The organism is Lentzea aerocolonigenes (genome assembly GCF_000974445.1).
In the GTDB taxonomy this organism is placed as follows: Bacteria; Actinomycetota; Actinomycetes; order Mycobacteriales; family Pseudonocardiaceae; genus Lentzea; species Lentzea aerocolonigenes.
Genome location: NZ_BBOJ01000004.1, coordinates 391484 through 406931, shown reverse-complemented (window position 1 = coordinate 406931; position 15448 = coordinate 391484). Strand labels below are relative to the sequence as shown.

General features: G+C 68.9%; 13 protein-coding genes. 7 read left to right on the top strand and 6 right to left on the bottom strand.

Features of this window, described 5'->3' with window-relative positions:
- Positions 1–69 precede the first annotated feature (69 nt).
- The 4 genes from AOM45_RS10210 to AOM45_RS10195 all read left to right on the top strand — a co-directional run bounded on the left by AOM45_RS10210 (position 70) and on the right by AOM45_RS10195 (position 5899).
- Positions 70–1266 carry a cytochrome P450 gene (locus tag AOM45_RS10210; RefSeq protein WP_051784470.1) on the top strand — a complete coding sequence of 399 codons (1197 nt, stop codon included), beginning with the start codon at positions 70–72 and terminating at the stop codon, positions 1264–1266.
- The gene (locus tag AOM45_RS10205) at positions 1263–1457 is read left to right on the top strand and encodes a ferredoxin (RefSeq protein ID WP_030472152.1); all 195 of its coding nucleotides are present in this window, start codon (positions 1263–1265) and stop codon (positions 1455–1457) included. The genes AOM45_RS10210 and AOM45_RS10205 overlap by 4 nt, the downstream gene beginning before the upstream one ends.
- A 276-nt stretch (positions 1458–1733) precedes the next feature.
- A complete protein-coding gene (locus AOM45_RS10200) occupies positions 1734–2693 on the top strand; it encodes an NsdA family TPR-like regulatory protein (protein ID WP_051784471.1) in 960 nt (319 codons plus the stop codon).
- Between the two features lie 281 nt (positions 2694–2974).
- Entirely contained in the window at positions 2975–5899 is a 2925-nt protein-coding gene (locus AOM45_RS10195) for an AfsR/SARP family transcriptional regulator (protein ID WP_081902611.1), read from the top strand.
- Here the strand turns inward: AOM45_RS10195 and AOM45_RS10190 are convergent.
- The 5 genes from AOM45_RS10190 to AOM45_RS10170 form a co-directional block, all read right to left on the bottom strand.
- Complete coding sequence (locus AOM45_RS10190) at positions 5896–6696, bottom strand: phospholipid scramblase-related protein (protein ID WP_030472155.1); 801 nt, start codon at positions 6694–6696, stop codon at positions 5896–5898. The genes AOM45_RS10195 and AOM45_RS10190 overlap by 4 nt on opposite strands.
- A 252-nt stretch (positions 6697–6948) precedes the next feature.
- Positions 6949–7140, bottom strand: coding sequence for a ferredoxin (locus tag AOM45_RS10185; RefSeq protein WP_059362331.1), 192 nt, complete (start codon positions 7138–7140; stop codon positions 6949–6951).
- The gene (locus AOM45_RS10180; RefSeq protein ID WP_030472157.1) at positions 7137–8351 is read right to left on the bottom strand and encodes a cytochrome P450; all 1215 of its coding nucleotides are present in this window, start codon (positions 8349–8351) and stop codon (positions 7137–7139) included. The genes AOM45_RS10185 and AOM45_RS10180 overlap by 4 nt, the downstream gene beginning before the upstream one ends.
- Before the next feature lie 43 nt (positions 8352–8394).
- Positions 8395–9933, bottom strand: a complete 1539-nt coding sequence (locus AOM45_RS10175; protein WP_030472158.1) for an ABC-F family ATP-binding cassette domain-containing protein — start codon at positions 9931–9933, stop codon at positions 8395–8397.
- A gap of 107 nt (positions 9934–10040) precedes the next feature.
- Positions 10041–10577: a TetR/AcrR family transcriptional regulator gene (locus AOM45_RS10170; RefSeq protein ID WP_030472159.1), complete on the bottom strand. Its 537-nt coding sequence runs from the start codon at positions 10575–10577 to the stop codon at positions 10041–10043.
- A gap of 71 nt (positions 10578–10648) precedes the next feature.
- On the opposite strand from AOM45_RS10170, the gene AOM45_RS10165 reads away from it, so the two are divergent.
- From AOM45_RS10165 to AOM45_RS10155, 3 genes are all read left to right on the top strand, one after another.
- The gene (locus tag AOM45_RS10165; protein WP_030472160.1) at positions 10649–11695 is read left to right on the top strand and encodes an FAD-dependent monooxygenase; all 1047 of its coding nucleotides are present in this window, start codon (positions 10649–10651) and stop codon (positions 11693–11695) included.
- 219 nt (positions 11696–11914) lie between these two features.
- Entirely contained in the window at positions 11915–13090 is a 1176-nt protein-coding gene (locus tag AOM45_RS10160) for a nitric oxide synthase oxygenase (RefSeq protein WP_081902612.1), read from the top strand.
- Positions 13091–13118: 28 nt separating this feature from the next.
- Positions 13119–14183: an APC family permease gene (locus tag AOM45_RS10155; protein ID WP_201779931.1), complete on the top strand. Its 1065-nt coding sequence runs from the start codon at positions 13119–13121 to the stop codon at positions 14181–14183.
- 41 nt (positions 14184–14224) lie between these two features.
- Here the strand turns inward: AOM45_RS10155 and AOM45_RS10150 are convergent, their stop codons facing one another.
- Complete coding sequence (locus AOM45_RS10150; protein WP_030472163.1) at positions 14225–15433, bottom strand: RNA-guided endonuclease InsQ/TnpB family protein; 1209 nt, start codon at positions 15431–15433, stop codon at positions 14225–14227.
- Positions 15434–15448 lie beyond the last annotated feature (15 nt).

Below are 15448 nucleotides of genomic sequence, written 5' to 3'. Positions count from 1 at the left end.
TCGTAGTTTCTTCGCTACGTTCGGTCATGGTGTCAAAAGAACAGTTCTGTTCTGTTGAGGGGAAACGCCGTGACCGAAGCTGCCGTCTGCCCAGTCCCGCACGAGAACCGCACGCATCCGCTCGGTGCGCCCGCCGGCTTCGAGGAGGCCATCAGCAACGGCCCGGTGAAGATGCTCTGGCCCAACGGGGTCGAGGCCTGGGTCGTCAGCAGCTACGCCGGTGTCCGGCAGGTGCTCTCGGACAGGCGGTTCAGCGCCAACAAGGAGGGCGGGCCCGAGATGCGCACCGAGGGCGAGCAGATCCTCGGCCTGCCTCAGCCGGGCAACATGAACGTGATGGACGGCGACGAGCACCTGCGCCTGCGCCGGCCGTTGTCGCGCGCGTTCATGGTCAAGCGCCTCAACGAGATGCGCCCGCGGATCCAGGAGATCGTGGACCAGCACTTCGACGAGATGGAGCGCGGGGGCGAACCCGCCGACCTCGTGTCGTCGGTGTGCCTGCCCGTGCCGTCACTGGTGATCGCCGAGCTGCTGGGCGTCGGTGCGGAGCACCAGGCGCTGTTCCAGGCCACCGCCAGGGAGATGCTCGGCAAGAACGGTTCGAAGGCCGAGTACGAGGCGAAGGCCGCGGAACTCGGTGAGGTGCTCGCGAAGGTCGTGGACGAGAAGAAGGCGTCGGGCTCCACCGACGACCTGATCGGCCTGATGGTCAACGACACCGACTTCGAGATGGACGAGCTGCTGATGCTCGCCATCGGCCTGCTCGTCGCCGGCCACGAGACGACGTCGAACTTCTTCGGCCTGTTCACGCTGACGTTGTTCGAGAACCCCGACCAGCTCGCGGTCCTGAAGCGCGACCCGAGCCGTGCGGACGTGATCGTCGAGGAGTTGCTGCGCTACACCATCGGCAAGCTCGGCGGTGCGGGCATCGCGCGCAGGGCGCTCGAGGACGTCGAGGTCGACGGCGTGACCATCCGGGCGGGCGACTGGGTCACCGTGTCGTCCCACGCGAACCTCGACGAACAGCTGTGCCCGCACGCGAGCGAGCTCGACCTGGAACGCAGGGCGGTGCCACACCTCGGGTTCGGGTTCGGTCCGCACCAGTGCCTCGGCGCGAACCTCGCTCGCGTGGAGCTGCAGATCCTGCTGCGCACCCTGTTCACGCGGTTCCCGAATGTGCGCCCGGCGATTCCCGTGGCCGAGATGGCGTTCCGCGAGGACATGATCACCTACGGCGCCGCCGCGATTCCGGTGGTGTGGTCGTGACGGTCCGGATAGACCAGACGAAGTGCATCGGATCGGGCCAGTGCGTGCTCGCCGCACCGGACGTGTTCGACCAGTCCGACTCCGACGGGCTCGGTCTCGTGCTGATCGCCGAACCCCCTGCCGAGCTTTTGCCGGGCGTGCGTGACGCCGTGGACCGCTGTCCCGCTCAGGTGGTGAGTCTGGAAGAGTGACCTGATCGGCCGTTCCGGTGAGGTGTCATCACGGGAAATTGATTCAGTTTCCGGTGCGCTGACACCTCTATGGCCCCTTTCCGATCACCATGATCGTCCAGAATCGTAGGCGCGACCACCACGGCGTTGTGGCGGTCGCGCCCACGTTGCCCGGGAGAGTCGAAAGGCCCTTCCCGACCAGGCCGAACAGCGGGATGGTGACGGCGGCGCGGTGAGTACCGGCGGTGTGTAACGGGTACCTGTACGGGTGTCCGGCGCACGTCAGGAGGGCCAGCTATGTTCAACGGCGACGCATTTCCAGCTCGCGTGGACAAAACCGACGTGCGGCATGTCGAAACGCTGACCAGCGCGCTTCGGGCACTGGATTACGAATACGGCGGCGGTTCCTGCCGGGACGCCTGCGTCGCGTTGTTGAACTGGGCGAACCCGCTGCTCGACACCGGCTCGTCCGGACCGGTGCTCCAACGCCTCCAGGTCGCCATCGCGGACCTGCACAACCTGGCCGGCTGGGCGTCGTTCGACATGGGCCTGCTGGAATCCGCACACCTGCACTTCGGCCGTGCGATGCAACTCGCGCGCATGTCGGGCAACACCGAGTTGGAGGCCAACATCCACTACCGGATGGGCCGCGTGCACCTGCACTACGAACTCGCGGAAGACGCTTTGGCGTCGTTCCAACGAGGTTTGCCCATCGCACAGGCCAGTGGGTCCACGTTGGCCGTGTCGATCCTGCACGCCAACGAGGCGTGGGCGTTCGCGAAGATGGGTGCGGAGAAACAGGCGTTGCGCCAGTTCGCCCGCGCGGAGGAGGAGTTCGAACGCGCGGAAACCGAGGACGCACCGCCGTGGGCGCGGTTCTTCGACTTGGCCGACCTCGTGTCGATCGGCGGCATGGTGCACACGGAACTCGCACGCACCTGTGACGTCAAGTACGCGCGGTCGGCGATCCCGTTGCTCACCAGGGCGATCTCGTCCGGGGGAGAGGACGCGTCACGCAGCCAGTCGTTCCGGCTGGCCGCGCTCGCGATGAACTACCTGGTGCAGAACGAAACCGAGCAGGCGCGAGACATCGGGGAACAGGCGATCGCCGTGTCCGGCGCCATCCGTTCCGCCCGCACCCGTGATCGCATGCGGCCGCTGAAGCAGGAGGCGGACCGGTTGCGCGGCAACGAGGCCGCGGACGAGCTGTCGTCCCGCCTCAGCGCGTTCATGAGCACTTCGCAGGGTGCGGCCTGAGGCCGTGGAAGGCGCCGCCGGGGCCCGAGGAGAGGTTTGGGCTTCGAGCCCCGGCGACACCATGTGCCCGGGCAACGTCTAGCTGGGGGGCCTCGACGTCGCCCGGCGTCCGGTGTGGGCGGTCAGCAGCGGATCTCGGTGCTCGCGCGGTAGATCTGCGCGCAGGAGCCGAGCAACTCACCCGCGGCGATCGCTGTTGACCTCCTCATGGGCGAGAAGCATCACGTGACCCGCTGACATTTCGCTGACACTTGGGGTTACCGCCTGGTTAGGATCGGCCCATGCAACGGCGTTGGGGGTTCAGGGTTCTTGGATCGTTGCAGGTCATCGACTCCGGCCGGGTCGTGGAACTCCGCTCGGCCAAACAGCGTGTCCTGCTCGCGGCGTTGCTGATGAAGGCGAACGCGCCGGTTTCCTCGTACGAGCTGATGGAACACCTCTGGGGTGAGGAACCGTCCGGTTCGGCGCGCGCGACTCTGCAGACGTACGTCATGCGGTTGCGACAGTCGCTGGACGACCTCGCCGACCGTCAGCTCGTCCGGACGTGGCCGACCGGCTACTCGATCCACGTCGACGACGACCAGCTCGACCTGCTGACGTTCCAGCGGCTGCGGGCGGAGGCGCGGCGCGCCCCCGACCTGGAGACCGAGGCCCGGCTGCTCGGTGAGGCCGCGGCGCTGTGGCGCGGGCCCGCCCTGGACCAGGTGTCCTCGCTGCGCATGGAACAGACCGACGTCCAGCGCCTCAACGAGCAGCGCTGGGAGGTGCTGGAACGCCGCAACGACGCCGAGTTGCAGCTCGGGCGGCACGACCAGATCGTCGACGAACTGCGGTCGGTCGTCGCGGAACACCCGTTGCGGGAACGCTTCTGGTACCAGCTGATGCTCGCCCTGCACCGCTCCGGCCAGCAGGCGCAGGCGCTCGACGTGTACCGCAGGGCCAGCGACGTGCTCGCCGACGAGCTCGGCATCGACCCCAACGCCGAACTGCGCGCCCTGCACATGGAGGTGCTGGCGGGCTCTTCCACGCCCGTCGCCGTCCAGTCCGGACCGTCCTGGCTGCCACCCGCGGTTGGCGACTTCTCCGGCAGGGAGGAGGAGGTAGCGCGGCTCACGGCGGGCCTGCGCGCCGGCGGGACGTGGACGATCACCGGTCCCGGCGGCGTCGGCAAGACCTCGCTGGCCGTGCACTGCGCGCACCTCGTGCGGGACGCGTTCCCGGACGGCCAGCTGTACCTGAACCTGCGCGGCGGCGAGCAGAAGCCCGTCGAACCGGCCGCGGCCCTGGACCGGTTGCTGCGCGGCCTCGGCGTGTCCGGCGGTGCCATTCCGTCCACTGTGGAGGATCGGGTCGACCTCTACCGGGACCTGTTGTCGGACCGGCGGATCCTGGTCGTGCTGGACAACGCGATCAACGAGGCGCAGGTCCGGCCGCTGCTGCCGGGCACGACCTCCGGCGCGGCGCTGGTGACCTCACGGGCGGCGCTCGCCGGTCTGGAGGCGGCTCACGTCGTGCCGTTGGACGTGCTGCCTTCCTCCGACGCGCTGGCGCTGCTCCGCGCGGCCGTCGGCGAGGCCCGCTGTGCCGCGGAACCCGATGCGGCACAGGAGATCGTGACGTACTGCGGCAAGCTGCCGCTGGCGTTGCGGGTGGCGGCGGCACGTCTGGTCGCGCGCCCGCACTGGCAGCTCGCGAAGCTCGCGGGCCGGTTGTCCGACGAACGCCGCCGCTTCGACGAGCTGTCGCTGGGCGACCTCGACGTGCGGGCGTCGCTGGCCCTGTCCTACGACGGGCTCGACTCCTCGCACCGGACCGCGTTCCGGCTGCTGTCGCTGGTCGACACCCCGGACTTCCCGGCGTGGACGGCGTCCGGGCTGCTGGGCATGGACCTCGACGACGCGGAGGACCACGTCGAGGCGCTGGTAGACGCCCGCCTGGTCGACTACGCGGGCCGCGACGGGCTCGGACAGGTGCGGTACCGGCTGCACGACCTGCTGCGCGCGTTCGGGCGCGAGGCGGCGTCGGAGGATCCGGCGATCGCGTTGAAGGCGTTGTTCGAGCAGTGGCTCGACCTCGTCACGCGCGCGGACGTCGAGCTGCCGCACCAGGCGATCCGGCTGGAACCCGTTGCGCTGGAACGGTTCGATCTCGGCGACGCGGCCGAGTGGTTCGACGCGGAGTGGCAGAACCTCCACGCGGTGATCACGCAGGCCGCCGCGCTCGGGCTGGGCGCTCTGGCCGCCGAGCTGGCGATCCGGTCGGCGGCGTTCTGCGACCTGCGCGCGCGGTTCGACGACTGGGCGCAGATCAACGAGCTCGGGTTGTCCTGCGCACCGCCGGAGCGCAGACCGGTCCTGATCCAGCAGCGGGGAATCCTGTGCGGCCGGTTGCACCGCTACGTCGAGGCGTCGGCCGACTTCGCCGCCGCCCAGGAGGGGTTCGCCGCGTCCGGTGACGTGTGGGGCGAGGCCTACGCCTGGTACGGAATGGGCTGGATGCACGAGTGGAGCGGCCGCTCGGCGGAGGCCCGCGAGGCACATCGTGAGGCCATGACCCGGTTCGTGGCGTCGGGCAACCCGCACGGCGAGGTCGAGGTGCTGTGCTCGCTGGGCGCCATCGAGCGGCGTGCCGGTGGGCTCGCCGGGGCGCAGGACTACCTGGAACGGGCGCGGCGCATCGCCCGTCAGCTCGGCGACGAGCAGAGCGAGCTGATGGCGACGCTGGAGCTGGGGCGGCTGCACCAGTTCACCGGTGAGCTCGAGATGTCGGCGTCGTTCCTGCGGTCGTCGCTGGCCGCCGCGCAGAAGCTCGGTGATCCGGACTTCGCCGCGAACATGCGGGTGTTCCTCGCCGACACGTTGATCCGGTCCGGGCAGATCTCGCTGGCCGAGGAGCAACTCCGCCAGGCGTGGGAGTTCTTCGAGGAGCACGACGACGAGCACGGCCGGATCTGGGTGTGGCGCTTGAGATCCGCACTGGCCGAGACGCCGGAAGAGGCGTTGCGGCTGGCCTCGCTGGCGCTGGAGCACGTGCGGGGGATGGACTCGCCGCCGGAGCTCGGGCGGTCGTTGCGGGTGATGGGCGACGCCCTGGAGCGCGCCGGACGCGTGGAAGAGGCCCGCGAGCACTGGCGGCAGGCCGAGGAAACACTGACGGCGGCAGGGTTCCAGGCGGAGGTCGACGAGCTCCGCCTGGCGACCGGCTAACCCTGGTTCTGGCTGAGCACCGTGTCGACCGTGACACCGGACGCCACGATCATGCTCAGCAACGGGTCCGGCACCTGGCGGTGGAACTGCACGACGTAGTTGTCCGCCGTGGAGAACATCGCCTTCGAGAAGCCCTGCCACGTCTTGGTGATGCGCGCGACCTCGGTGTCGGTGTGGTCGCGCAGCGAGAAGTTCCACGCGCGCCAGTTCTCCGCGTAGATGCCGCCGATCTGCATCCCGTTGCACACGTAGGCGAAACGGACCTTGCCGAACACGTTCTCCTGGACGATCTCGCCGATCGGCATGCCGTCGCCGCGTTCGACGATCACCTTGGACTTCCACATCGTCGCCGGGCGGGTGACGCGCAGCCGCGGATGCCCCTGCACGTCCCGGATCTCCAGCCGCACGTCGAGCATCGAGTCGAGCTTGGTGAAGGCGCGCAACGCTTTCGCGGCGCCGGACTGACCGACCTGTTCGACGGTGCCGAGGTGGCGGGCGTGCTGGTCGTAGATGACGTAGGAGTTCGACATCTCGATGAGCTTCGCCTTCTGGTTCACCACCAGGACGGGCTCGGTGAACAGCGTGCCGCCGCCACCCTGCACGACGCCCTGGACGCCGGCGCGCTGGACCTGCTGGGCCACCTTCTCCTGGCCCGTACCGCCCATCTGGAGCTCCGCGTGGTGGGCGTCGGCCTGCTGCTGGCGCGGCTGCACGTGGGACGTCCACTGCGTGCCGTCCCACCAGCGGACGAAGCGCGGGTCGGCGTTGTCCGGGTACCAGCCGGGCGCGGTGTTCATGGCGTGAGCGTACGACCTCACGACGACCGCTGGGGTGCCAGGCGACAGGGCACCAGGGCCTGTGTCGAAGTCTGATCCGCGACAGCCGGGCCCGAGGCGGCCCCTGGCGGCACGGCCGGACGACCCACATACAACACCGGTATGCGGGCCGTCCGGCCGCACCACCAGGAACCACCTCAAGCGCGGCTCTCATCGAACCAGACTTCGACACAGGCCCTTGTCGTCGCCTGGCAGCTCTTCCCCGCGGGCGGATCAGCTGATCGTGATCGCGCTCGCCGGGCACAGACTCGCCGCTTCCTTCGCGGTGGCCTCGTGCGCGGCGTCCGGGTGCTCCTGCAGGAGCACGACCGTCCCGTCTTCTTCGCTCTGGTCGAAGAGGTCCGGGTCGGTCAAAACGCACATTCCCGAACCGCAGCACTTCGACTGGTCGACGGAAATCCTCATGCCGACCACGCTACCGGCAACGAGTGGACCCCGTAGATCCCCATGTCGGCGCGCAGCGGCACCTCCTCCGGTGCCACGTCCAGCCGCAGGTCCGGGAACTCCTGGAACAGCTTGGAGAACCCGATCCGCATCTCGATGCGGGCGAGCTGCTGGCCGAGGCACTGGTGGATGCCGTGCCCGAACGCGACGTGCCCCGACGCGGGCCGGCGCAGGTCGAGCTCATCGGGGTCGCCCGCGAACTTGTCGGGATCGCGGTTCGCGGCCGGCAGGTGCAGCAGCACCGTGTCGCCCGCCTTGATCAGGTGACCGTCGATCTCCACGTCCTCGACCGCGGTGCGGACCGGTCCGAAGTGGACGATCGACAGGTACCGCATGAGCTCCTCGACGGCGTTGTCGATGCTCTCCGGCTCGTCCTTGAGAATTTTCAGCTGGTCCGGGTGCCGCAGGAGCGTGAACGTGCCGAGGCCCAACATGTTCGCCGTGGTCTCGTGCCCGGCGAGCAGGAGCAGCATCGCCATGTTCGACGCTTCCTCGTCCGTCGGCTCCCCGGTGGCCAGCAGGTCGCTGATCATGTCGTCGCCGGGGTTCGCCTTCTTGCGGGTGATCAGCTCGCGCATGAACCCCTGGATGCGTTCGAGGGCGGCTCTCACCTCCTCGAACGACGAGCCCAGGCGCAGCAACGTCGCGGTGTCCTCCTGGAACCGGTGCCGCTCGTCGTAGTCGACGCCGAGCAGCGCGCAGATCACCAGTGACGGCACCGGAAGCGCGAACTCCGTCACCAGGTCGGCCTTGCCGTTCAACGACCGCACGTGCTTGAGCTGGTCGTCGACGATCGTGCCGATCCACTCGGACAGCTGGTTCATCCGCCGGACCGTGAACTGGCCCTGGAGCATCTTGCGCAGCCGTGTGTGGTCCGGCGGGTCCTGGCTGAGGAACAGGCCCGGCTGGGGCTTGCGGGCCTCCGGGTCGTCCGGCACGTCGCCCTGGAAGCGTTTGTCGAGCAGGTGGTGCTTTCTCGGGTCGTTGCTGAACTTTGGACTTCCCAGCACCTCACGGACCTGGTGGTGACCCGTGACCAGCCAGCCGAGGTGACCGTCCGTGAACCTCAGCCTGCTGATGCGGGCCTTCTCGCGGATCTCGGTGACTTCGGCGGGCGGGTCGAACGGTTTCTGGCGCGTGATCGGCAGCTCTTCGGAGATCACTTCGGTCATCTCGCACACCTCCCAGTGCTCGGTAGAAGACCTTGTTTCGAAGCTACAGAACTTTCATGACTCTGTGAAGAGTCACGGATCGCCACGACGCGAAATCTGTCCGCATCTGACGGTCGTGGGTCGCGACGGCCACGGCCGCGCGAGTCTGGAGCAGTGCCTCCGTGAGCTCGTCGACCAGTGCGATCGACAGGTGGTTGGTCGGTTCGTCGAGCAGCAGCACGTGCGGGCCGCCGCTCAGCAGGATCGCCAGCTCGAGCCGCCTGCGTTGGCCGGTGGACAGCCGGCCGACCGGGCGCACGAGGTCTTTTCCGCTGAGCAGACCGAGTTCCCCCACCCGCGAACACAACTGGGCCGCGGTGGCCTCCTCGTTCTCGAACGTGGACTCCTGGGCCAGCAGCGCGACGCGGCCGACGTGGTGGACGGTGCCCGTCGCCGGTGTCAGGCGACCGGCCAGGACGTTCAGCAGCGTCGACTTGCCCGCCCCGTTCGGACCGGTGATGAGCAGCTTCTCGCCCGCGCTGAGCGAGATCGGTTCGGTGAGGTTCAGCCTTTCGGGTACTTCGAGCGGGGTGGCGTGCAGCAGGTCGCCGCTCGCCTCCAGCTCCGGCGGAGTGAAGCGCAACGGTGGTGGGGGAGCGTCGACGCGCTGGTCGTCGAGCTCTTCCAGCCTCCGTGCGACGTTGCGCATCTTGTTCGCCGCGCGGGTGCCGCGCTTGTGCTTGAACGCGCCCTTCGGCGGGCGCCAGGCGTCCTTGAGGCGTGACTGGGCGCGTTCGACCTTCTCGGCCAGTTCGTCGTGCTCGGCCTCCTCCTGGGCGAACCGCTGCTCCCAGCGCAGGCGTTCGGCGCGCTTGGCCTCCTTGAACGCGCGGTAGCCGCCACCGTGCAGGTGCACCTCGCCGTCCGGGGACGGGTCGAGGTCGAGCAGCTGGGTGCAGACGTCGTCCAGCAGCGTGCGGTCGTGGCTCACGAGCACTACGACGCCGTGGTGCTGCTGGAGGCGTTCGGTGAGGAAGGTCAACGCGCCCGCGTCGAGGTGGTTCGTCGGTTCGTCGAGCAGCAGGACGTCCGCGCGTTCGGCGAGCAGGCACGCGAGCCTGACCCGATAGCGTTGTCCCACCGAGAGAGTCGCCAGTGCGGTCGACCTGTCGTGGTCGGCGTCCAGTGCCTTCAACGCGATGTCGGCGCGGCGTTCGGCGTCCCACGCCTCGATGGCCTCGGCGTGGGCGAGAGCGTTCTCGTAGCGCTGCTCGTCGAAGGGATCCGCCGCACTGTCCAGTTCGGACAGTGCGGTGCGGCTTTCGCGCAGCGCTTCTGACAGCAGGTCCCCCACCGTTTCGCCGTCGTGGAACGGCATTTCCTGTCGCACCAGGCTCAACGAACCGTGGCGCGTGACAGTTCCCTGGTCTGGAGCCAGGTCCTCGGCGAGCAGGCGGAGCAACGTGGTCTTGCCGCGGCCGTTCTCGCCGATGACGCCGAGACGCTGGCCTGCCGAGACCTTCAGCGAGATGCCGTCGACGACGGGGGCGGCCTCATAGCCCTTGGTGAGATCTTGGGTCGTCAAATGAACGTGCGAGCGCACGGGATCCTCTTTTTGGGTATGCGAAATCCGGACGTGTTGCGTGGTGGCACACGTCCGTGATCAGAGGTAGAAGACCCCGTACCCGAATCCCATGAGACCCACGGTACTTACGGTCGCAACGCTTTTTCGACCGCCCGCTCGAGGTCTCGCACGTTCTCCTCCGTGCCGGGCGCCGGTCCGGTCGTGCTGCCGCCGCCGACGAGCCGGTAGAAGAGCAGGCCCTCGATGAACGCGGTGATGTGCGCGCCGGAGCGTTCGGGATCTTCGTGGCCCAACGCCTGTGCGAGCGCGGTCGCCTGCTCGCGCGGGGAGTGGGCGAGGATCGTCCTGAGCTCCGGGTGGTGCGTGGCTTCGAGCATCGCCGCGTACCTGGCGAGCGTCCGGTTCCGCTCGACGAGCCAGCCGTCGATCGTCCGCGCGATGCCGCCGGCGAGGTCGTCGGGGTCGAGCACGATCTCCTGCTGCTCCTGGACGGCGAGCCGTTCCACGAACCCTTCGATCAACGCCTTGCGGGTGCGGAAGTAGGCGCTGGTGGAGCCTTCCGGCAGGCCGGCCTGACGGTCGACCGCGCGGTGGGTGAGGCCGCGCATGCCCTGCTCCGCCACGAGCTGGATCGCGGCGTCGGTGATCAGGTCTTTGCGCATGTGTCGCTTGTCTCCCTCCACGGCCGCATTCTACAGGTGTAGATTTCTCTACATCTGTAGAGGAGGGTGCGATGAAGGCGATCGTGGTGGGCGGCGGCATCGGCGGACTGGCGGCGGCGGTGTCGTTGCGGCGCGTCGGCTGGGAGGTCGTCGTCCACGAACGTGCCGCGGCGTTCGGCGAGATCGGCGCCGGTGTGGGGGTGATGCCGAACGCGCTGCGAGCACTGGAGTGGATGGGCGTGGCGGACGAGGTCCGGCGACTGGGCACCCCGCGCGTGTCCGGCGGGGTGCGGGCGTCGGACGGGAGGTGGCTGACGCACCTGCCCGACGTCGGCCAGGAGAAGGTCGTCGCGATGCACCGGGCCGATCTGCACGGCGTCCTGCTGCGCGCGTTGCCGTCGGAGATCCTTTTCAACAACGCCGAGGTGACCAGCGTTGAGGAGCTGGACGCAGACCTCGTGGTGGCGGCGGACGGCATCAACAGCCGCCTCCGCGCGGAGCTGCTGCCCGACGCGCCGGGACCGGTGTACGCGGGGGCCACGGCGTGGCGAGGGGTGGCGCCGGGTCCCTTCGACCTGCCGATCACGCAGACACTCGGTCCCGGCGGCGAGGCGGGGATCCTGCCGCTGGGGGACGGCAGGGTGTGCTGGTACGTCGCGACCGTCGCGCCCGCCGGGGCGGACCTGGATCCGGCCGAGGTGTTCGCCGACTGGCACGACCCGTTGCCGGAGCTGGTGAGGTCGACCACCGACGTGCTCCGGCACGACATCTACGAGCTGCCGCTGCTGCCCACGTTCGTCTCGGGGCGGGTGGCGTTGCTGGGCGACGCGGCGCACGCGATGACGCCGTACCTCGGGCAGGGGGCGTGCATGGCGCTGGAGGACGCCGTGACGCTGGCCGCGGTCGACGGTGATCTCGCCAGGTACGACGCGGTGCGCCGGACGCGCACGCAGGCGGTGTGGAAGGGTTCGCGAATGGCGGGGAAGTTCGGCATCGGGGTGCGGTCGCCGATCGCGCTGGCGTTGCGCAACTTCGTGCTCCGGGCGTTGCCGGGACCGGTGGCGGTGCGAGGCATGACCCGCTTCTCGTCGTGGCAGGTTCCCGCCATGCCGCGGTGAAGTTCACTCGAACGGGTCGAATCCACCAGTGAACTAGATCACCGGTCAATGTTTGGTGTCGGTGAGATAACGGTCCAAAACCACCCTTTGTCGCGCCCTTTGTCACCCGGTTGCGGTATCAAGCACTCGCTGAGCGTGTCGGACGCGGTCCAGTGATCCAGATGGCGTAGCGCTAGAGGCGGTTTCCCGTACACGAAAGCGCAACTACGGTGCCTCGCCATGACCCCCGTCCCGACTGATGTGATGCCCCGTTCCCTCACGGCGCTTCCCCCGGCGCAGGTCGAGAACACCCAGATCGACATCGCCGAGGCAGAGGACTTCGTCCGCCAGCACCACGCCGAGCACCCGGACCTCGGTCCGGTCGAGGCGCGACTGGCCGAGGTGCACGCGGAGATCGCCGCGACCGGCACCTACCGCCACACGACCGCCGAGCTGACCTTCGGCGCCCGTGTGGCCTGGCGCAACAGCTCCCGCTGCATCGGCCGCCTCTACTGGCGGAGCTTGAAAGTGCGCGACCAGCGCGAGGTGTCCGCTCCCGCCGACGTGGCGGCGGAGTGCGTCGAACACCTCCGCGTGGCGACCAACAAGGGCAAGATCCGCCCCGTCATCACGATCTTCGCCCCGGCCGAGCCCGGCATGCCCGCCCCGCAGATCCTCAACGAGCAGATCGTCCGCTACGCCGCCTACCGCGGCACGGACGGCGGTGTGCTCGGCGACGCGCGCAACCTCGCGCTGACCGAGCTCGCGTTGAAGCGGGGCTGGCAACCACCCGCCACGCGCGGTCCGTTCGACGTGCTCCCGCTGATGGTGTCCTGCGAAGGGCACGAGCCCGCACTCGTCGACATCCCCACCGACGCGGTGCTGGAAGTTCCGCTCTCCCACCCGGAACTGCCGTGGCTCGGCGCGCTCGGCGTGAAGTGGCACGCCGTCCCCGCGATCAGCAACATGCGCCTGCGCGTCGGCGGCATCGACTACCCGTCGGCGCCGTTCAACGGCTGGTACATGGGCACCGAGATCGGCGCCCGCAACCTCGCCGACCACGACCGGTACGACCTGCTGCCGTACATCGCCAAACGAATGGGCCTGGACATGTCGTCGGAGGCGACGTTGTGGCGCGACAGGGCTTTGATCGAGCTCAACCGCGCCGTCCTGCACTCGTTCGGCGAGGCCGGGGTCACGATCACCGATCACCACACCGAGTCGCAGAGGTTCCTGACGCACCTGGAGAAGGAGGAGGCTGCTGGACGTTCGTGCCCCGCTGACTGGTCGTGGATCGTGCCACCCGTGTCGGGCGGGCTCACCCCGGTCTACCACCGGTACTACGACTCAGGTGAACTCCTGCCGAACTTCTTCCCGGCGCCCTCTCCCGTGAAGGGCTGCCCTGTGTCGCAGTGATTTCTCGCGGCAGACTGACCGGGTGCAACTGACCCGGAGCTTGACCCTGACCGATGCCGTCTTCGTCGGGCTCGGCTCGATGATCGGCGCGGGTGTTTTCGCGGTGTTCGCCCCGGCCGCGGCGGCGGCCGGGTCCGCACTGCTCGTCAGCCTCGTCATCGCGGGCGTGATCGCCTGCTGCAACGCGTTGTCGAGCGCCTGGCTGGCCGCGAAGTACCCGCAGTCCGGCGGCACGTACGTCTACGGGCGCGAGCGTCTCGGCCGGATCTGGGGCGACCTGGCGGGCTGGGCCTTCGTGCTCGGCAAGACGGCGTCGTGCGCGGCCATGGCGCTGACAGTCGGCAACTACGCAGGTGCACCCAAACTCGTGGCGGTCGGCGCGGTGGTCGCGTTGACCGTGCTGAACCTGACCGGTGTCCAGAAGTCCGCGCTGGCCACCAGGATCATCGTGATCGCCGTTCTGCTCGTGCTGGCCTTGACGACCGTGACAGCACGGGACGCGGCGGTGCCGGCTGACTTCCTCCCGTCCGGCATCCTCCCCGCCGCCGCGCTCCTGTTCTTCGCGTTCGCAGGCTACGCGCGCATCGCCACCCTCGGAGAGGAGGTGAAGGAACCCCAGCGGACGATCCCGCGTGCCGTGATCATCTCGCTGGCGATCACACTGACCGTCTACGCGATCGTGGCCGTGACCGCGCTGAACGCCCTGGGCGGCGACCTGGCGACGAAGACCCTCGCCGACGTGTCGCCCACCTGGGCTCCCGTCATCCGGATCGGCGCCTGTCTCGCGGTGCTCGGCTCGCTGCTCTCTCTCCAGCTGGGCGTGAGCCGGACGGCGCTGGCCATGGCACGCGACCGCCGGCTGCCGGGGTTCCTGGCGGACCTGCGGGCAGCCGAGATCGCGACCGGCGTGGCCGCGATCGCGCTGGTGCTCACCGTGGACGTCACGCGCGCGATCGTGTTCAGCTCGTTCTGCGTGCTGCTCTACTACGCGATCGCCAACGCCAGCGCGTGGACGCTCGGTAAGCGCGTCGTGCCCGCGATTGGGCTGGTGGGGTGCCTGACGCTCGCCGGCGCGGTCCTCTGGCAACTTTGAATGCTCCCCAGCCCTGCATGGGCTGTGTGGGGATTTTCGGCTCAGGCTGCCTGCTCGTCCGGCGGACGAGCAGGTCTTGTGCCGTCAGCGCCGACCGGGTTCAAACCTGCCCGGATCAGCATCACCGCTGCGGAGTTCTTGTCCCTGGGAGACATGGCCCCGCACGACGTGCAGGTGTAGGTGCGTTCGGACAGCGGCAAGGCGTGCTTGGTTCTCGCACCGCATGCCGCGCAGTCCGTGGTGGTGTGTTTGGGGTCCACCAGCCGCAGGTCGCGGCCGTGTTTGCGGGCCATCGCGATCAGCTCACGCTTGGTGGCGCCGATCGCGGCGTCCGCGGCCTTGCGAGCCATCGTGGACTTCGCCAGGAACGTCGGCCGGAAGTCCTCCACCGCAAGCACGTCATGGTCACGAACCACCCGCTTGGCCCACTTGCGGGCGGTGTCCTGCCGACGCCGGGCGACCTTCTTCTGGATCTTCGCCGCTTGTCGCCTGGCGTGCCGGTACCCCTTCGAACCAGGCCTTCCTTTGGCCGGGCGGCGACGGGCCATCATCCGCTGATACCGCGCCAGGCCCCTCGCGGCGTTCTTGCCATGCTGAGGGTGGGGCAAGTCGTGCGCGTCACTGGTCGTGGTGGCGAGTTCTCTCACACCCCAGTCGATGCCGATCGCCCTGCCCGTCACGGGCAAGGCTTGGACTTGCGCCTGGACGACGAAGGAGCAGTACCAGTGGCCGAGACTGTCGCGGTACACGCGCACCGACGACGGCACGGCAGGCAACTCCCGCGACCACACCGGCCGCACCGCAATCCCGCCCGCCAGGTGCAGCACACCGTCACGCAACCGGAACCCGCGCCGGGTGTAGTTGAGTGTCGGCTCGTCCAGCGACCGCTTCTTGAACCGCGGCATCCCGGCACGCCGCCCCTGCGGCACCCGCTCCCGCACATCCTTGAGCGCCTTGGCACGCGACGCACCGAAATCCCGGATGACCTGCTGCTGCGCCACCGACGATCCCGACCGCAACCACACATGCCCTGCGCGCCAGTCCGTCAGGAGTTTGTCCAACTGAGCTGGGCCGCACGTCCGCGGTTCGCCGGGATTCTCGCGGTTGTGACTGTGGGTCTCACGCGACTGCGCGACGCACTGGTTCCACACCCACCGGCAGCGGTCCCACTCCGCCAGCAACGCGCGGCGGGCGGACATCGATAGGCGCAGCCGGTAGGAATACCGGGCCACACCCGCGTCGCCCGCCATGCAGTCGACGTTACC